The organism is Azovibrio sp., from assembly GCF_049658005.1.
Taxonomy (GTDB): Bacteria; Pseudomonadota; Gammaproteobacteria; order Burkholderiales; family Rhodocyclaceae; genus Azovibrio.
On the sequence record NZ_JBASOH010000041.1, the window covers coordinates 1 to 18,644 of the forward strand.

19 protein-coding genes are annotated in these 18,644 nt (G+C 60.0%); 11 read left to right on the forward strand and 8 right to left on the reverse strand.

Annotation, left to right across the window (positions count from 1 at the left end; genetic code table 11):
- Positions 1-1,487: heavy metal translocating P-type ATPase (locus tag WBH99_RS04245; RefSeq protein WP_424218874.1), on the reverse strand; the 1,487-nt coding region annotated here is incomplete at its 3' end.
- A 345-nt stretch (positions 1,488-1,832) separates the two neighbouring features.
- Between WBH99_RS04245 and cadR the strand changes: the two genes are divergently transcribed.
- From cadR to WBH99_RS04295, 10 genes are all read left to right on the forward strand, one after another.
- The gene (gene cadR, locus WBH99_RS04250) at positions 1,833-2,318 is read left to right on the forward strand and encodes a Cd(II)/Pb(II)-responsive transcriptional regulator (RefSeq protein WP_046531524.1); all 486 of its coding nucleotides are present in this window, start codon (positions 1,833-1,835) and stop codon (positions 2,316-2,318) included.
- Positions 2,319-2,321: 3 nt separating this feature from the next.
- A complete protein-coding gene (locus tag WBH99_RS04255) occupies positions 2,322-3,368 on the forward strand; it encodes a DMT family transporter (RefSeq protein ID WP_046531523.1) in 1,047 nt (348 codons plus the stop codon).
- A 9-nt stretch (positions 3,369-3,377) separates the two neighbouring features.
- Positions 3,378-3,704 (forward strand): YnfA family protein, encoded by a 327-nt coding sequence (locus tag WBH99_RS04260; protein WP_046531522.1) that lies wholly within the window; start codon positions 3,378-3,380, stop codon positions 3,702-3,704.
- A 65-nt stretch (positions 3,705-3,769) separates the two neighbouring features.
- Positions 3,770-4,438, forward strand: coding sequence for an ArsR/SmtB family transcription factor (locus WBH99_RS04265; protein WP_046531521.1), 669 nt, complete (start codon positions 3,770-3,772; stop codon positions 4,436-4,438).
- A gap of 201 nt (positions 4,439-4,639) precedes the next feature.
- The gene (locus WBH99_RS04270) at positions 4,640-4,894 is read left to right on the forward strand and encodes a hypothetical protein (protein WP_424218875.1); all 255 of its coding nucleotides are present in this window, start codon (positions 4,640-4,642) and stop codon (positions 4,892-4,894) included.
- Positions 4,895-4,925: 31 nt separating this feature from the next.
- Positions 4,926-5,267: a DsrE/DsrF/TusD sulfur relay family protein gene (locus tag WBH99_RS04275; protein WP_046531519.1), complete on the forward strand. Its 342-nt coding sequence runs from the start codon at positions 4,926-4,928 to the stop codon at positions 5,265-5,267.
- Between the two features lie 25 nt (positions 5,268-5,292).
- Entirely contained in the window at positions 5,293-5,868 is a 576-nt protein-coding gene (locus tag WBH99_RS04280; RefSeq protein WP_046531518.1) for a class I SAM-dependent methyltransferase, read from the forward strand.
- 39 nt (positions 5,869-5,907) lie between these two features.
- Positions 5,908-6,366, forward strand: a complete 459-nt coding sequence (locus WBH99_RS04285) for a rhodanese-like domain-containing protein (RefSeq protein WP_046531517.1) — start codon at positions 5,908-5,910, stop codon at positions 6,364-6,366.
- A 147-nt stretch (positions 6,367-6,513) separates the two neighbouring features.
- Positions 6,514-7,794, forward strand: a complete 1,281-nt coding sequence (locus WBH99_RS04290) for a site-specific integrase (protein ID WP_046531516.1) — start codon at positions 6,514-6,516, stop codon at positions 7,792-7,794.
- A gap of 6 nt (positions 7,795-7,800) precedes the next feature.
- Positions 7,801-10,797, forward strand: a complete 2,997-nt coding sequence (locus WBH99_RS04295; protein WP_424218876.1) for a Tn3 family transposase — start codon at positions 7,801-7,803, stop codon at positions 10,795-10,797.
- Positions 10,798-10,816: 19 nt separating this feature from the next.
- Here the strand turns inward: WBH99_RS04295 and WBH99_RS04300 are convergent, their stop codons facing one another.
- From WBH99_RS04300 to WBH99_RS04330, 7 genes are all read right to left on the reverse strand, one after another.
- Positions 10,817-12,967, reverse strand: a complete 2,151-nt coding sequence (locus WBH99_RS04300; RefSeq protein ID WP_424218877.1) for a heavy metal translocating P-type ATPase — start codon at positions 12,965-12,967, stop codon at positions 10,817-10,819.
- A 44-nt stretch (positions 12,968-13,011) separates the two neighbouring features.
- On the reverse strand, positions 13,012-14,082 hold the full coding sequence (gene arsB, locus WBH99_RS04305) for an ACR3 family arsenite efflux transporter (protein ID WP_424218878.1): 1,071 nt from the start codon (positions 14,080-14,082) through the stop codon (positions 13,012-13,014).
- Entirely contained in the window at positions 14,079-14,582 is a 504-nt protein-coding gene (locus WBH99_RS04310) for an arsenate reductase ArsC (RefSeq protein ID WP_424218879.1), read from the reverse strand. Before WBH99_RS04310 ends, arsB begins: the two co-directional genes overlap by 4 nt.
- On the reverse strand, positions 14,579-14,917 hold the full coding sequence (locus WBH99_RS04315; protein WP_424218880.1) for an ArsR/SmtB family transcription factor: 339 nt from the start codon (positions 14,915-14,917) through the stop codon (positions 14,579-14,581). The genes WBH99_RS04310 and WBH99_RS04315 overlap by 4 nt, the downstream gene beginning before the upstream one ends.
- Before the next feature lie 97 nt (positions 14,918-15,014).
- Positions 15,015-16,130 carry a molecular chaperone DnaJ gene (locus WBH99_RS04320; RefSeq protein WP_424218881.1) on the reverse strand — a complete coding sequence of 372 codons (1,116 nt, stop codon included), beginning with the start codon at positions 16,128-16,130 and terminating at the stop codon, positions 15,015-15,017.
- 206 nt (positions 16,131-16,336) lie between these two features.
- Positions 16,337-17,230, reverse strand: coding sequence for a tRNA pseudouridine(55) synthase TruB (gene truB / locus WBH99_RS04325; RefSeq protein ID WP_424218882.1), 894 nt, complete (start codon positions 17,228-17,230; stop codon positions 16,337-16,339).
- 12 nt (positions 17,231-17,242) lie between these two features.
- Complete coding sequence (locus WBH99_RS04330) at positions 17,243-17,743, reverse strand: FKBP-type peptidyl-prolyl cis-trans isomerase (protein ID WP_424218883.1); 501 nt, start codon at positions 17,741-17,743, stop codon at positions 17,243-17,245.
- Between the two features lie 172 nt (positions 17,744-17,915).
- Between WBH99_RS04330 and WBH99_RS04335 the strand changes: the two genes are divergently transcribed.
- Positions 17,916-18,593, forward strand: a complete 678-nt coding sequence (locus WBH99_RS04335; protein WP_424218884.1) for an SIMPL domain-containing protein — start codon at positions 17,916-17,918, stop codon at positions 18,591-18,593.
- Positions 18,594-18,644: the final 51 nt, after the last annotated feature.

Here is an 18,644-nt window from a genome sequence, read left to right on the forward strand (position 1 = left end):
ACCGTCCGGCCTTGGGTTTCGTGCGCCTGTAAACGGGCCTCGATCTCGGCGCTACACAAAGCGCGTTCTTCGATTAGACGATGATTGCCGAGGATCAGCAGTTGGCCGTCAGCGCGTGCTTCGAGGCCTCGTCCCGGGAGTGCGACGAAATCGCTCAGGCCGTTTTCGGGAAGATTGAGGCCGGTCGCAATCGCTTTCGAGACCGGGTGGTCAGAATGCCCGGCAAGGCTGGCCGCCCAAGCGAGTACCTGGGATTCGGGGACCGTTGAGGGAAGTATCTCCGTGGCGACCAGACGGGGTTTGCCTTCGGTAATGGTGCCGGTCTTGTCGAGGGCAATGACGCGCAGCTTGCGGGCCTCCTCAAGATAGACGCCACCCTTGATCAGGATGCCGCGTCGGGCCGCTGCCGCCAGTCCGCTGACGACCGTCACCGGCGTGGCGAGCACCAGCGCGCAGGGGCAAGCGATAACCAGCAGCACCAGGGCCTTGTAGAGCGACTGCGTCCAGGTCCAGTCGAGCAGCCATGGCGTCAGAGCGGCCACCGCAACCGCTAAGGTGAATACGGTCGGGGTGTAGATCGCGGCAAACCGATCAACAAAGCGCTGCGTCGGCGCTTGTGTTCCCTGTGCCTGTTCGACCGCGTGAATGATGCGGGCCAGCGTCGTGTCGGCGGCGGCAGCCGTCACGCGGAACTCCAGAATGCCGGTTTCGTTGATCGTGCCGGCGAACACCGGGTCGCCTGCCGCCTTATCAATCGGGATGCTTTCGCCGGTGACCGGTGCCTGATTAACCGCACTCGTTCCTGCCGTCACCTGACCATCGAGCGGTATCCGGGCGCCGGGTTTTACCCGCACGCAGGACTCCAGTTGTACCGCTGCGGCCGGAACTTCAAGCCAGGCGCCATCGGCTTGCCGAACTTCCGCCGTCTGCGGCGTTAGGTCGAGCAGGCCTTTGATGGCGTTACGCGCCCGATCCACGGAGCGGGCTTCGATCAACTCGGCAATGGCATACAAGGCCATGACCATCGCCGCCTCCGGCCACTGGCCGATCAGGAAGGCACCGGTCACCGCCACACCCATCAGCGCATTCATGTTCAACTGCCCGCGCCGCAATGCCGCCAGTCCCTTGCTATAGGTTGAAATACCGGACAACCAGATCGCGGCGACGGCCAATGCCATACCGAACCCCTTGAAAAGCAATGTGTCGGGCGCGAAGAAATCCAGCGCTTCCGCGCCGACGGCCAGGCCCAGCGCCAGAATGCCTCGCCATAGTTCACTGGCACCGACGTTTTCCTTTGCGACCTGACCTGCCGACACCGGCTTGGGGTCAAAACCGGCCTTGCGGATGGCGGCCAAGGCGGCATCGAGTGCTTCCGTCGTGGCATCAATCGAAACGGTGCGTGCCGACAGTTGGAAACGCAGGGAATGGATGCCCTCGATACTGGCCAACGCACGACGGATATCGTTCTCCTCGGTCGGGCAGTCCATGGTCGTAATCAGGAAGACGGGTACTCCATCGCTTTGTGCGAGATCGGGGGCTGCTGGGATGTCAGCGGCGGCGGGCACCGCTACGGAGCAACTGCTGGCGCATCCGCAGTGAGTGGTTTCCTGAAGGGGCTTTGGGGTTGGGTCAAGACTCATGGTGTTTTCCTTGTTTCCTGTATTAGAAACCCTTGAGTGGCTACAGGGTCAAGCAATTGCAATTAAGGAAAATAGTCGGAGCCGAAGCAATGCCCGAGTTGTTATTTGCATTACACACCCTGTAGTAACTATAGGGTCAAGCGCGTAAAATAAAGTTTTCCGAAATGCCCGGGCAGCAAGGAGGATCGAGTCATGAGAATTGGTGAGTTAGGGCAAGCCACTGGCGTCGATATCGAAACCATCCGTTATTACGAGAAAGCGGGACTGCTACCGGCGCCGGCCCGTCATCCAAACGGCTACCGTGCCTATGCTCCCTTGCACGTGGAACGGCTGGCCTTCATCCGCCATTGTCGGGCTTTGGATATTTCGCTGGCCGACATTCAGCGCTTGCTGGCATTTGTGGCGCATCCGGAAAGCGATTGCCGCGATATCGACCAACTGATCGATGCGCAACTGGCCCGCGTCCAGGCCCGTTTGCAAAGCATGCAGGCACTGGAGCGCCAACTCACTGCCTTGCGCGGCCGATGCGGCAACAGCCATCTCGCCGGGGACTGCGGGATTCTTCATGAGTTGGTCGCGGCAGCTCACCATGAAGCCTGCGTCTGTCATAGCGAAGCACTTTCGAAGCCGGCCGAACTGGAGGCAGTGATTGCCCCTTTGGCCACCCAAGGAGCGTAGCCCATGAGTTGGCATCGCGGCATTGCCGTTGCCCTCGCGGCAGCCGGTCTGTTCGGGATAGGCACCCCGTTATCCAAGCTGCTGCTGGCCGAGGTCAGCCCCTGGCTGCTGGCAGCGCTGCTCTATCTCGGCTCTGGCATCGGCCTCTGGCTCATGCGCCAGATTCGCCGTAGCCCGAAGGTGCACCTTGATCGGGGCGATTGGCGCTGGCTCGCTGCAGCCACCGTCGCCGGTGGCATGATCGGGCCGGTACTGCTGATGATCGGGTTGTCAGCCATGCCGGCATCGGGCGCCTCGCTGTTGTTGAATGCCGAAGGCGTTCTGACCGCACTGCTTGCCTGGTTTGTTTTTCATGAAAACTTTGACCGTCGTATCGCCCTGGGCATGCTCGCTATCGTCGCCGGGGCACTGGTCCTGAGTTGGCCATCCGATGCGCAGTTCTCCGGGGCATGGCCGGCGCTGGCGATTCTCGGTGCCTGTTTCGCCTGGGCGATCGACAACAACCTGACCCGCAAGGTGGCGCTGGCTGATGCCTCGTTCATCGCCATGGTCAAGGGCTTGGTCGCCGGAATCACCAATCTCGTACTGGCGCTTTTGGCCGGGGCGCTCTGGCCGGCACCTGGAGTCGTTGCGCAGGCGGCATTGCTTGGCTTCGCCAGCTATGGCGCCAGCCTCACGCTCTTCGTCATCGCGCTGCGCCATCTGGGGACTGCCCGCACTGGCGCCTACTTTTCCGTGGCGCCATTCTTTGGAACGCTGCTGGCGATCCTGTTGCTCAACGAACCAGTGACCCCGCAATTGTTGGTGGCCGGGTTGTTGATGGCCTTGGGTGTCTGGCTGCATCTATCGGAGCAACATGAGCATGGACATCGGCACGAAGCGCTTGAGCATACGCATGAGCATGTCCATGGGGAACTTGATGACCACCACATCCATAATCACCCTGGACCAGTGCTGGCAGGAACCAGCCATACCCATCGCCACCAGCACGCGTCGATTGAGCATACACACGCGCACTTTCCCGATGCGCACCATGCGCACAAACACTGAGGACGGGCAATGATCAAGACCGGTTTGCTGTTCTTTGCTACCGCACTGGCCGAAATCATCGGCTGTTTCCTGCCTTACCTGTGGCTGCGCAAGGATGGCTCCCCGTGGCTGCTACTGCCGGCTGCGCTTAGTCTTGTAGTCTTTGTCTGGCTGCTGACCTTGCATCCAGCAGCAAGTGGCCGGGTCTATGCCGCTTACGGTGGTGTCTATGTAGCGACAGCTCTGCTCTGGCTGCGCGTCATCGATGGTGTGAAACTCTCTCCGTTCGACTACCTGGGGGCTGGAATTGCCCTTTTGGGCATGGGCATCATTGTGGCGGGCTGGAAGGCTGCTTGATCAGGGGGCCGGTTCAAGCAATACCTTTTCTTGACGATCAATCTAACAGACGTTAGATTGATCGTATGAAAGCCAAGCCTACCAAGTCCTACCTCTACGAACACGTTGCCCGCATCGGCAAGGCACTGTCCAGCCCGAAGCGTCTGGAACTACTTGAACTGCTGGCCCAGGGCGAAAAGCCGGTCGAAACCCTCTCTGCTCAGGCCGATATAGATATGCGCTTGGCCAGTGCTCACCTAAAGGCGTTACGTGAAGCCCGTTTGGTCGAAACCCGGCGTGACGGCAAATACATTCATTACCGCTTGAGCGGCCCGGATGTCTCCCAACTCTGGGTCACGCTACGGGAAACCGCTGAGGAACATCTCGTCGAACTGCGCGTTGCCCTTGAACAGATGGCTAGCGAACCGGACAGCCTTTGTTCGGAGAGCCGGGAAAGCCTGTTGCAGAAAGCCAAGCAAGGCGACGTCATCGTCATTGATGTCCGCCCACCGGCTGAATACGAAGCCGGCCACCTGCCGTTTGCCCGCTCCATGCCTTTGGGCGAATTGGAAAAGCGTCTGGCCGACCTGCCGGCGGATTGCGCGATCGTCGCTTACTGCCGTGGGCCGTTCTGTCTGATGTCCGACGAGGCCGTGAAACTACTGCGCGCCAATGGCTTCACCGCCCAGAAGATCAGCGATGGTGTCAGCGAATGGGCGGCCTGCGGTCTACCCATCGAAACCAGCAAAAACTGATACCCAACAGCGGAGGAGTCCCCATGAAATCGTTGATCATTATTGTATCCGGCGTGCTCATCTCCTTTTCGGTCAGTGCTGCCGATGTCTCGATGGCGGTGCCTGGAGCCAAGGATGCTGCCGGCCGTTCTGTCTTGACCTTCATCGCCAAAGACCCGCCAGGGCAACGCTGCAACGGTAACCTTCAAGTGGCTGCCGAGATTGCCAACACCTACCGCGTGCCTATTCAATCAACTACTTCCGTCCAGCCTGGCGCCGGGACTCCCCGCGCCCGCAGTGTTCTACGGTACGCAGTTGATTGTCGCCGACGGGAAGGATTTCAACGGTGCCGCCAGTTACCAGATCATCGCCGATGTGCTGGATATGGAAAGCGTGTCTAAACAGGGGAAATCCGGACTACTGCTCAACGACAGCGTGCGGAAGAACTTCGATGCCTTGAAGGCAAGCGACAAGTAAGCATTTCATCAAGCCAAAAGTGAGATTCGCCATGCAAACACTGTTCATTCTCAACGATGCTCCCTATGGCACCGAGCGTAGTTACAACGCCCTACGCCTCGCCAAGGCCTTGGCCAAACGTGATGGCGAATCGGTCCGGATCTTTCTGATGGGCGATGCCGTGGCTTGTGCCAAGGCTGGTCAGAAAGTACCGGAAGGTTATTACAACGCCGGTGACATGGTGCGCATGGTCGGCGGCGAAGTCGGTTTGTGCGGCACCTGCATGGATGCCCGGGGTATTACGCCAGGTGAGGTTGTCGAAGGTACCCGGCGCAGCACATTGCTTGAGCTGGCGGCCTGGACGGCGGAAGCCGACAAGGTACTGGTGTTTTGAGTTCGACGCTGATATTGGGGAAAACATGAAAGGACGTGAAAGCGGCATGCCTGAGGAGGCCTACTGGGCGACGTTTTTTGACCCGGAGGCCGCGCTTGAGCAACTGCTGATATTGGATAACTCGCCCGGCAACATCGTGGAATTTGGCTGTGGCTTCGGCACTTTCACGATGTCGGCTGCCCGGCGAACCGCCGGCATCGTCACGGCCCTCGACATCGAACCAGAGATGGTCGAGGCGGTCCGGCAAAAAGCCGAGGCCAGGGCATACGACAATATTCAGGTTGTCCTTCGCGACTTCGTTACCGATGGCACAGGGCTGGCCGCTAGTTCGCAGGCACACGCCATGATCTTCAACCTGTTGCATCTGGAGAATCCGGTAGCCTTATTGCGCGAGGCACATCGGGTGCTTGGCCTAGACGGCATGCTCTCCGTGATCCACTGGCGTAGCGACATTGCTACGCCTCGTGGACCATCGCTGGAGATCCGGCCGACACCAGAACAATGCCAGACATGGATGGAGGAAGCCGGCTTCAAGGCTATCCAGAGCGTTGATCTGCAAGCCAGTTGCCCCTATCACTTTGGCTTGCTCGGCCAGCGCTGAATCAGCTTTCCCCAACGTACTCAAAAAAGGAGACAACCCATGTCAATCAAGCTGCTCCGCGTCAGTCTGCTGGCGCTCGCCATACTTTCTGCACCAGCCATGGCTGACAACCGTGAAGAAGCGGTCAAGGCCATGGAGGAATACCTCGATTTCGTCGACTACGGCGGCGCCACCATGTTCGCCGAGCAAATTCCGCGTGAAGACTGGAAGCGTTTTCACGTCATCGACGCCCGCGACAAGGATCAATATGCGAAGGAACACATTCCCGGCTCGGTCAATCTCGAATGGCGCCAGGTGATCGCGCAGCGCCAGTCTATTCCCAAAGACAAGCCGGTATTGATCTACTGCAATACCGGCAGTCTGTCAGCCCAAGCCGGTTTCGCGCTACGCATTGCCGGCTACGACAACGTACGAATTCTCCAAGGCGGTTTTGCCGAGTGGAAAGCCAAGGGGGGCTTGGATGCGGCTAGCAAGGCGACAGCAGCCGCCGGGCATTAAATCAAAATAAGGTGAGCGCTGCGAGCGCTCTTTTATTTATCTATCTTAGAATGGCAAATTCTGCGGAATTTTCATTATCCCAGTTGGAGTTGCAGGGCTTCTTGCCACTACATAACCAACACGCGATAGGCGACGACAACGGAAGCGATGAGTCGGGTCGATCTTTACCTTAATGCGGCTGAGCGGGCCAATACCCGACGCAGTTATGCCTCGGCCATCCGCCATTTCGAGATAGAGTGGCGCGGTCTACTGCCGGCAACGATCGATTCGATTGCCCGGTATCTGGCCGGACACGCCGAATCCTTATCCCTGAACACCCTCAAGCACCGATTGGCCGCCTTGTCGCGCTGGCACCAGGAACACGGTTTCCCCGACCCGACCAAGGCCGCCAAGATCCGCCAAGTTCTTAAAGGCATCCGGGCGCTGCATCCGGCCCAGGAGAAGCGCGCCAAGCCGTTGGAACTGGACATCCTGCAACAGACCAGTGACTGGCTGGTGCAGGCAACAGCCGCCGCCGTTGTCCGGGGCGATGCCGGCAGCGCGCTACGACATACCCGTGACCGTGCTCTGGTGCTGCTGGGGTTCTGGCGGGGATTCCGCTCCGATGAATTGGCCAGTCTGTGCATCGAGTTTATCGAGATCAAGCCTGGCGAGGGGATGACCTGTTATCTCCCGCGGAGCAAAGGGGATCGCCAACTGGAAGGGCGAAAATTTTCCTGCCCGGCATTGTCTCGCCTGTGCCCGGTGGAGGCGGTCGAGGATTGGCTGGCCTTGTCCGAACTCAAGGAAGGTCCACTTTTTCGTAAAATTAACCGCTGGGGTCATCTCTCAGAGACTGGGCTTCTCCCTGGAAGCATCATTCCCATGCTTCGCCAGTTCCTTGCGCAAGCGGGGATCGCCGATGCCGAAGCGTTCAGCAGCCACTCCCTACGCCGGGGATTTGCCCAGTGGGCAGGTTCGAGCGGGTGGGATATCCGGGAGTTGATGACCTACGTCGGCTGGCGCGACGTGAAGGCCGCCATGCGCTATCTGGACGGGATTGATGTTGGTCTCAAGGCGCGCTTCGAGCAGGGCTTGGATCGTACTTTGCCGGAGTTGGTGAAGCCGATGCCGCAACTTCCGGCCGTTCCGGAAGTGGCACAGACGATCATCGAGGTATCGATCCAGCTATCTTCATTTAGCGGCAGCCGTCGGAAAGAAGCCAGTGCATTACGCGACATGCTGGATACCGGTCTCGCCCGTTTTCAGGCGCAGCAGGTCGACAGTGATCGCGGCCTATATCAGCTATCCGTCCCGACCCCCTCGGCCGATATTCTGGATGATCATCTCTACGCTTTGCTGGATGAACTCCACCGCATTGCCGATGCCAAGGAATGCTTTCTGGAGGCAGTTTGCCGCGATCCATCAAGCGGCAAGCATTGGGATTGATCCAGCATGACCCAACTGTACGAGACCGCGTATCCCCGCTTGAATGCGGACCCTTCCGCGCAGGATCTTGAAGAGGTCTACACCCTGACGCGGGATGAAATTGCCTTCATTGACCGGACCTTCAAACGACCGCCCGCTCGCACGGTGGCCTTTCTCTATCTGAAGCTTTTTCAGCGACTGGGCTATTTCATCCGTATCAAGGATGTACCAACCGTCATCCGGCAGCACATTGTGGCGCAAACGGGATTCGCCCGTCCCCCAAGGCTGGAGGAGTTGTTGCAGTTTGACCGCTCAACCGGCCGAGAACGGATGATCGAATCGCTGCGCCGCTTCCTGGATGTCCGTCCACTCAATCAGGAGGGTCGGGCCTGGCTCCAGCACATTGCCGAGACGGCTGCCGACAATCGCCATGTCGTGGCCGACATCATCAACGTGATGCTGGAGGAACTGGTCCATCACCGCTATGAGTTGCCCGGCTTCACGGGTTTGGATCGATTGGCCATTCAGGCCCGGGAAAAGATTCACGAGGTGCATTTCGCGGGTATCGCAAATCAACTCGATACCAAGGTCAAGGAACGGATCGACAGCCTGTTCAAGGTCAGCAAGGATGAATCCAGCACGACCTGGAACATGCTCAAGCGGGAACCGAAGAAACCAACCAACAAGGAAACCCGCTCCTACCTCCAACACATCAGGCGCTTGCAGTTGCTCGTTGAGCAACTGCCCCAACCGGATATTCCCGTCCCCAAACTCAAGCAGTATCGCTATATCGCTCGCTCCCTGAATGCCAGTGAGATGGCGGAACTGAAACCGCAGAAGCGTTATGCGCTGGCGGTCATTTATATCCGCGCGCAGTTTGCGCAGACCCTCGACGATGCGACCGATCTGTTCGTCCGCATGCTCCAGAACCTGGACAATCAGGCCCGCACCAAGTTGGGTGAGTACCAGCAAGAACACTTGCAACGAACAGATCGCCTGATCGGGCAGTTAAAGGAGGTGTTACTGGCCTACCAGATCAATGGCACCGACCATCAACGCGTGGAAGCCATTGGTTCCAGTCTGATTGCCGACGTCGACGACTTGGTGGCCATCTGCGACGAACACATGGCCTATGCCGGTCGCAATTATCTGCCGTTCCTCATCCAACCCTACAAGGCGGTGCGCGCCCAATTACTCAACTGCATCGAAATCATCAATCCACAGAGCAGCAGCGAGGACGATACCTTGATCCGGATGATGAAGGCGTTGCAGGGACTGCGCAGCTCGCGTCACGAGATCGTGCCGATTTCGCTGATTGACCTGGATGCAGAACGCGATCTCCAGTGGTTGCCTGCTGCCTGGCGAAAACTGGTCGTTACCGAACGTGCCGACGGACGGATCGCCACCATCAATCGCCGCTATTTTGAACTGGCAGTCTTGTATGCCATTCGCGATGAGCTAAAGTCAGGCGACCTCTTCATTCAGCATGGCGAACGCTATGACGATTATCGCGAACAGTTGGTTGACGATGAAACCCTGAATCGTGAACTGACTGAATATGGTCAGGTAACGGGCGTTGAAACCGATCCCAAGGTCTTTACCCAGGCATTGAAATCCGCCTTACTGGAGACGGCCGAAGCCGTCGATGCCGAGTTCCCGGAAAATGCCTATGCCGAGATCGTCGACGGCCGATTGATCCTGAAAAAGCCACCGGCAAGCGAATTGCCGCCCGGTATCCGCCAAATTGACCATCTGATTACCGAGCGCATGGAGAACGTCAGCATTGTCGACGTGCTGATCGATACCGAGCGCTGGCTGCAAATGCATAAGCTGTTCCGGCCCATGATGGGGACCGAAAGCCGGATCGAGGATTTGCGCCCACGGGTGATCAGCACCTTGTTTTGTTACGGCTGCAATCTGGGCCCCACCCAGACGGCACGCTCGATTCGCGGAATGAGCCGCAAACAAGTTGCCTGGCTAAACATCAAATATATGACCGAAGAGGCGCTGGAACAGGCCATCGTCAAGGTGATCAATGCCTACAACAAGTTCGAATTGCCCGGCTACTGGGGTTCGGGAAAACATGCCTCAGCCGATGGCACAAAATGGAATCTCTACGAACAGAACCTGATTTCCGAGCACCACATTCGCTATGGTGGCTATGGTGGCATCGGCTATTACCACGTCTCGGACAAGTTTATCGCCTTGTTCAGTCACTTCATTTCCTGCGGCACCTACGAGGGAACGCATATCCTCGACGGGCTGATGACCAACACCTCGGATATTCGGCCGGATACCATTCATGGCGATACGCAGGCACAGAGCTACACGGTCTTCGCTTTGTCGCATCTGCTTGGAATCAAGCTGATGCCCCGTATCCGGGGCATCAAGGATCTGGTGTTCCATCGTCCGGATAGCGACAAGAAATTTGCGCACATCGACGGCCTATTCACGGACGACATCAACTGGCAATTGATCGAAACCCATTTGCCGGACATGTTGCGCGTGGCCATTTCCATCAAGCTCGGGAAAATATCAGCTTCGGCCATCCTGCGCCGTCTGGGTACCTATAGCCGCAAGAACAAACTGTATTTCGCCTTCAAGGAATTGGGCAAGGTCGTCCGAACCATGTTCTTGCTGAAATACGTCGGCGACGTCGAATTACGCCGGCTCATCAACGCTGAAACCAACAAGTCTGAGCAGTTCAATGGCTTCGCCAAGAAAATATTCTTCGGTGGAGAAGGGGAGATCGCCGAGAACCTGCGCCATGAACAACGCAAGGTGATCAAGTACAACCATCTCGTCGCCAACATGGTCATCCTGCACAATGTGGTGGGGATGAGCCGGGTGCTGAAGCAGTTGCAGGCCGAGGGAGTGCTAATCAACCAGGAAATTCTGGCTGGGCTGGCCCCATACCGTCTGGAACACATCAATCGCTTTGGCGACTATGTTCTGGATTTCCGGCGCAAGGTTGCGGTGTTGGCGGATGGGTTCCGGATTCTCGATGTTGAATCAGAGGCTTAAAGCAGAAACGGGGAATTTTTCATGATTCCCGGCCGACCCTCAGAAAGGCGAAAACGAGGTTCTGCCGCATATTGCCGACGGTCGCGACGGACAACAGGCGGGCCCGGGCAATGCCGCGCAGATCGCCCTTGACCAGCGTCACCTGGGCACTGTTCATCGCCACGTCGGTACCGGTGCCCATGGCCACTCCGACATCGGCGCGCGCCAGCGCCGGCGCATCGTTGATGCCGTCGCCGGCCATGGCGACGACCCGGCCTTCGCCCTGCAGGCGTTCGACCAGGGCCAGTTTGCCGGCCGGCTTGACTTCGCCATATACCTCGTCGATGCCTAACCGCGCGCCGACGGCTTTGGCCGTGGTCAGCCCGTCGCCTGTGGCCATGATGACCCGCAGACCGACGGCCCGCAGACTCTCCAGCGCCTCCGGCGTACTGGCCTTGACCGGGTCGGAAACGGCAAGCAAGCCGAGCAATTGGCCATCGGCGGCGAGATGCATGACGCTGGCGCCATCTTTCCGGAGCTTTTCGGCTTGTTCGGCAAGGATGGCCGTATCGACGCCTTCTTGCGCCATCAAGGCCCCGTTGCCGAGCGCCAGACGGCGCCCGCCGACCTTGCCGTGCACCCCGATGCCGCTGGCCGACTCGAAATCCTCAACCTTGTCGAGTGCCAGGCCCTGTTCCCGGGCGGCGCGGACGATCGCATCGGCCAGTGGATGTTCGCTACCCTGGTCGAGGCTGGCGGCCAAACGAAGCACCTCATCCACGGTGACGCCGGAAACGGCGATGGCCTGCTCGAAAGTCGGCCGCCCTTCGGTCAGGGTGCCCGTTTTGTCGACAATCAGCGTGTCGACCTTGCCCATCCGCTCGATGGCCGCCGCATCCCGGAACAAGATGCCTTGGGTGGCACCACGGCCCGTCGCGACCATGATCGACATCGGTGTGGCAAGACCCAGCGCGCAAGGACAGGCAATGATGAGCACCGAGACGCCATTGATCAGCCCGAGCAACCAGCCGCGCTCGCCACCAAAGAAGCCCCAGGCGAAGAAACTGCTGAGTGCGATCCCGATCACGACCACTACAAAATACGCCGCCACGACGTCGGCCATCCGCTGCATGGGTGCCTTCGAGCGCTGGGCCTGGGCGACCATCTGCACGATCTGGGCAAGGACGGTCTGCGAGCCGACCTTCTCCGAGCGGATGACCAGGCTGCCGGAAGTGTTCAGGGTTGCGCCGATCGCTTTATCACCGACTCGCTTGGTCACCGGCAGGGGTTCCCCGGTGAGCATCGATTCATCGATGGAACTGACACCTTCGACGACGACGCCGTCGACCGGGACTTTCTCGCCGGGGCGAACACGCAGCAGATCACCGACGTGAACCTGATTGAGCGGCACGTCTTCCTCCGTGCCGTCCGGAGCAATCCGGCGCGCGGTCTTGGGCGCCAGGCCAAGCAGCGACTTGATCGCGGCCGAAGTCTGCGAACGGGCACGCAATTCCAGCATCTGGCCGAGCAGGGTCAGCGAGATGATGACGGCAGCGGCCTCGAAATAGACGCCGATACGACCATGGGCCATGAAGGAGGCCGGAAAAAGCTCCGGTGCCAGCGCGGCGACGACGCTATAGACGAAGGCCGCGCCGGTGCCGATACTGATCAAGGTCCACATGTTCGGACTGCGCTGGATGATCGACCGCCAGCCGCGGACAAAAAACGGGGCGCCGGCCCAGAGCACGATGGGCAGGCTGAGCAGCATCTCGCTCCAGGTCCGGACCACCGGCGTCAACCCGGGAATGACGTGCCCGGCCATGGCCAGTACGACGACGATGACGGTCAATGGCAAGCTGCCCCAGAAACGGCGACGGAAATCCTTGTATTCGCTGTCGTCTTCTTCCTGTTCGAGTCCGGGCAGCAGGGGTTCGAGCGCCATGCCGCATTTTGGGCAGCTGCCCGGCCCGATCTGGCGGATTTCCGGGTGCATCGGGCAGGTGTATTCGGCGCCCGGATCAGCCGTCGGCGCTCCAGACGAGGTCTCGGTAGTTGCCAGATAACGGGCCGGATCGGCGTCGAATTTCGTTTTGCATCCGGCGCTGCAGAACCGGTAGGGAACCCCCTCCAGGATGCTCTGGTGTGGCGATTCAGGCTTTACGATCATGCCGCAGACGGGATCTTGGCTCATGTGGTTTCCTTTCGAAGGGCAATAATATCCAGGTCGGTCTCCCCTCAAAGGGCTTTTTCATACCAGGCCTTGCTGGAATTGATCATTTTCACCAGCCACAGCATCACTGGCACCTCGATCAGTACGCCGACTACGGTGGCCAGGGCGGCGCCGGAGTCGAAACCATACAGGACAATGGCCACCGCCACCGCAAGTTCGAAGAAGTTGGAAACGCCGATCAGCGTCGACGGCCCGGCCACATCGTGGCGGACGCGGAATTTGCGGTTGAGCCAGTAGCCAAGGGCGGCAATCAAGAGGCCCTGGAGAAAGATCGGCACGGCCAGCATGGCAATGATGAGCGGCTGCCGGACAATGGCCTCGCCCTGGAAAGCAAACAGCAGCACCAGCGTCACCAGCAGGGCCACCATGGTGAATGGGGCGATGCGCTCGATGGCTTGCCGGAACGCTTCTTCACCACCGCGCAAGAAATGCTTGCGCAAGCCCTGGGCGATGCCAAGCGGGATGACGATGTACATCACCACCGATAGCAGCAGCGTGTCCCACGGCACCGGAATGGCCGAGACGCCAAGCAGGAAGGCGACGATGGGAGCAAAGGCGAAGACCATCACCAGGTCGTTCAAGGCCACTTGCGAGACGGTGAAGATCGGATCACCCCGGCACAGGTTGCTCCAGACGAAGACCATGGCGGTGCACGGCGCGGCACCGAGCAGGATCAGGCCGGCGATATAGCTATCGAGCTGCCCGGCCGGCAGCCAGGGGGCAAAAACGTGACGGATGAACAGCCAGCCGAGCGCTGCCATGGTGAAGGGCTTGATCGCCCAGTTCACGAACAGCGTGATGGCGATGCTGGCTCTCTGGTTCTTTACCTCACGGATCGAGGCAAAGTCGATCTTCATCAGCATTGGAACGATCATCACCCAGATCAGCAGACCGACCGGGATGTTGACCTGGGCATATTCCATCCTCCCCAGTGCCTGGAAGATGGCCGGGAAGCACTGACCCAGCAGGATGCCGGCGACGATGCAAAGCAGCACCCAGAGACTCAGAAAACGCTCGAAGAAACTCATCGGAGCCCCCGCCGCCTGCTTGGCGCCCCCACCGCACAGGGCGCTCATGCTTCGCTTTCCTGATGAATCCGCCTGGCGGCGGCAGCCACTTCGGCGCTGTTCATGGTTTCCAGCGGCAACGCGACAAAGGCTTCGATGCGCTGGCGTAGTTTGCGGTAGGCCGCCTCGAAGGCAGTGCGCCGGGCTTCCAGGGATTCCACATGGGCCGGATCGGCGATGCCCCAGTGCGCGGTGGTCGGGTGGCCGGGCCAGATCGGACAGGCTTCGCCGGCCGCCGAGGCACAGACGGTAAAGATGAAGTCGATTTCCGGCGCGCCGGGGGCGGCGAATTCATCCCAGGACTTGCTGCGCGCCTCCGGCAGCGGCACGCCGTGCTTTTCCAGGGTTTCCAGTGCCAGCGGATTGACCTTGCCGGTGGGCTGGCTGCCGGCCGAAAAGGCGCGGATACGACCAGGGTTTTCCTGATTGCCAAGGTGGTTGAACAGGGCCTCAGCCAGGAGGGAGCGGGCAGAATTGCCGGTGCACAGCACCAGGATGTTGATGGTCATGACGGGTTCTCCGAATTGGTACAGCCATGGACTGCCTCGCCGCAGGACTCTCCGGCGCAGCAATGCTCGGTCAGGTAGGCGAGCAGATCGTTCATGACCGGGTAGTTGGCCGAATAGAAAATGAAACGGCCGGACTGGGTGGCCCGCACCAGGCCGGCATGGACCAGTTCCTTGAGATGAAAGCTCAGGCGCCCATTGGCCTCGGTGCCCAACTGCGCGGCAATGCACCCCACGGACAGTCCCTCCGGCCCGGCCTGGACCAGCAGGCGGAAGGCCTGCAGGCGTGTTTCCTGGGACAGCGCCGCCAGGGCAGCCAAGGCATTTTTCGTTTCCATGTTTCAATAATAATCGAAGTATTGTGCTTGAAACAAGTCCCGTCATCCCTTTTCACGGGGTGGAGGTTGCCCCGGTGAGTGAAAAACGGGCAGTGGGTCAGAACGGTAGGTCGAGGTCCGGATAGGGCGGGTGGTGCGGGGAAACGGTCTTCAGCCAGGCCTTGAGCTGTTTCGGGTCTGCGGCAGTCGCGATCTGCTGCTGGAGTTCGGCGATCTGCCTCTGGCAGGTGGATATGTCCTGCAGCAGCATGGATATCAGGTCACTGGGGTGAAGCGCCTTGAAGGGAGGCAGGCCAAAATCGGTTATGAGCTGTTCTTCGACGTGCTGGATTTCCATGTCCAGATCCTCCAGTTGCCCCTTCAGGATCTTGATGTAGTGCTTGAGGCGCTCGGGACGGATGGCGGCCAGGTGGGCCTGGTCGATGTGCTCGAGTTCGAGCTGCAGTTCCAGCAGCTGCAGCAGGTTGCCCTTCTCGTAGGCCTCGTTGGCCCGCTGCATCAGGACCGTCTTGCGCGCCTGCTCCGCCGGGTCCGGCTCCCGGTCCGGGTGCAGCGCGCTGGCCAGCTTGCGGAACACCTCCCGGATGGACTGGCTCTGTTGCTTCTCCTCGGCCTCCTGGCGCGCCGCGCGTGCTTCCTCTTGCCGGGATCTCTTGCGGCTTGACTCCGCCTCGGCGTGCGCCTCCTGCTGCGCCCGGAACTGGCTTTCGACCCGCTTCAAGACCTCCTCTGGCGAATTCATGTCCACGTCGTCGCCCAGATCCATGCCCAGCGTGAGTTCCAGCATGGCTTTCATGCCTTCCAGGCGCGCCGCCTCATCTTCGTCGTAGTCCGACGGGCTGTGCTTGTTGAACAGTTCCTTGAGCTCACCGTGGTCCTTGTGCGCCAGCACGGCTTCGGACAACTCCACGATCAGCTCTGCCAGTTTGCGCTTTTCGCCCTTCGTGATGCCCTTCGTGCCATGGGCCGCATCCAGGGCTCGGGCGAGTTGCCATTGCAGATCCAGGCACTGCTCCTGCAACGGCAGGAGGTCGCTGGCGTATTTCTGCCGGAAGATCGGCAGGATGTCTTCCCACTCGCCCATACGGGCCCGGCGCGCCCCGATTTTCTTGATCAGGCCGTTGAAGGCCTTCTGATCCTTGCTCAAGGGCGCCGTGTCAGTGGGCACGATGCGGGCGGAGGTCGAGACGGGTTTGTGTCCGAACAGGGGCATGGCAGTAGTCTGGGTGATCCGGAGGAGCGAACCAGGCCCGCTCCCGGTGGCAAAATACAAAGGCCGGAGTATACCGAATTGGTGGCGAATTGGCGGTGGCCTGCAGCTTCGCCTGGCGCAGCTTCAGTTGCCCGACCTGGGGGCGGGGTGCCGGCCCAATCGGGAACTACAAGGGGAAACCACAAGGGGAAACTACTGGGGGGAAACTACTGGGCGATCAGGCGCCGCGGCCAGAGCTTGCCATCGTCTTTGACCTCCCCTACTCCCAGCAATCGTTGCTCGACATATACCCGCGCCACCCCCTGCAAGCCGGCGGGCGGTTGAACCGGATTGCCGTGGCTGAAACGGGCTTCGCCCGCCGGGTCCACCTGTATGGCGGGCAAGGTAGATAGCAGACTGTCCACCGGCCTGAGCCGGGAGAGGCGCTGGTTTTCCTCCAGGGATTCCAGTTCCGCCAGGGTGACAGCCCCCTCGAGACGCAAAGGGCCGACCTGGGTGCGGCGCAGGGCAACGAGATGGGCGCCACAGCCCAGGGCCTGGCCCAGGTCTTCGGCCAGCACCCGGATATAGGTGCCCTTGCTGCAACGGACGCGCAAACGGAGCAACGGCAGATCGCAGGCCAGCAGTTCCAGGGCGTGAAGGGTGACCGGACGAGCCTGACGTTCCACCTCCACCCCCTGCCGGGCCAGTTCGTGCAGGGGGCGTCCCTCCCGCTTCAGGGCGGAATACATCGGAGGCACCTGCAAAATGGTGCCGGTGAAACGGGGCAGCATGGCCAGGACATCGGTCTCGGTACAGCTGACCGGGGCCGTGCGCATCACCTGCCCTTCCCGGTCGCCCGTGTCCGTGCAGCTTCCCAGCAGCACCCGGGCTTCGTAGGTTTTATCCGCCTCCAGCAGATCGGCGGAAAATTTGGTGGCCTCGCCGAAACACAGAGGCAGGAGGCCGGTCGCCATGGGGTCGAGGGTGCCGGTATGCCCGCCCTTGGCGGCCGAGAACAGCCGGCGCGCCTTCTGCAGGGCGGCGTTGGAAGTCATGCCTTCGGATTTGTCCAGTAAAAGGACGCCATCTACCTGTTTCCAGGTGCGTTTGACTGACATGAATGGCCGGGTTCAGTGGCGGGTGGGCTCGTCGTCATCGGAGCCATGGACATGACCATGCGCGATTTCTTCGGCACTGGCGGGACGGACAGCGGTAACGGTGCAGGTGAACACCAGGGCCATGCCGGCCAGGGGATGGTTGCCATCCAGTACCACCTTGTCGTCGGCAATATCGGTCACCCGGTAGATGAGGAAATCGTCTTCATCAGACCCCTGGGGGGCGCCTTCAAACTGCATGCCGACTTCCAGTTCCTTGGGGAAATCCTTGCGCGGCTCGACCTGGACCAGTTCCGGATCGTAATCGCCGAAGGCTTCATCAGGTTGCAGCTTGACGATGACGCGCTCCCCTACCCTCTTGCTTTGCAAGGCTTCTTCGATTTTGGGGAAGATGTCATCGTAGCCGCCATGGAGATACACCAGGGCATCGCGGCCTTCGTCCACCAATGTGCCATCGGGATCGGTCACGTTGTAGTCCAGGGTCACGACGGTATTCTTGACGACTTGGGTATTCATGTTACTGCTCCTTGATGAGTGCGGCCGTGCCACTAAATGATGAAGGGTTGTGCAGGCCGGAGGCGTTTGAAAACAACTTCACGGACTGCCCGGTCCTGGCTTGAGGTATAAAAGCGGAGAAACCGGCCGGATTCTAGCAATCTATTCTTCAATTCCCAAAAAAGGATCTGTCATGAAAACCAGGCTTGCCCTCCCTGCCCTGTTATTCCTCCTCCTGCCCAGTCCGGCAAGCTGGGCCGGGACGCGGGTGGATATCGCAGCGGATGCCAGCTATCCGGCCAGCAATGATCTGGCCCGCGCCACGGTTTTTGCCGAAGCCAGCGGCCCCAACCCCAAAGCCTTGGCACGGCAGATCAACGGCCTCATGGCAGAGGCCGGCCAGATCGCCAAAAGCCATGGCAAGGTAAAAGTCCAGAGCGGCAACACCTCCACCTACCCGAACTATGGCAGGAGCGGCAAGATCGAGGCTTGGCGCATGCGTTCAGAACTGGTGCTGGAATCGCGGGATATGGAAAGCCTGTCGGAACTGGTGGGCAAGCTTCAGGAGAGTCTGGGGGTCGCCAGCATCCAGTTCATGCCCGCCCCGGAAACCCGGAAGCAGGCGGAAGACCAGGCGGTCAAGGCGGCCATTGCTGCGTTCCAGGACCGGGCCGCGCGGGTCGGCCAGATCCTGGGCAAACCCTACAAGATCGAACAGATGAGCATCAATACCTCTGCTCACTATCGCCCTCCGGTCATGTACCGCAAGGCGGGCCCCATGATGGCGGAAGCCGCGGCCCCGATGCCCATGGAAGCAGGAGAAAGCCAGGTCCAGGTCAGTATCAATGGCCGGATCGAACTGGCGGACTGAAATATCCGGTAACAAAGTCTGAAAATTGCTGACGCCCGGCTGGCTATACTC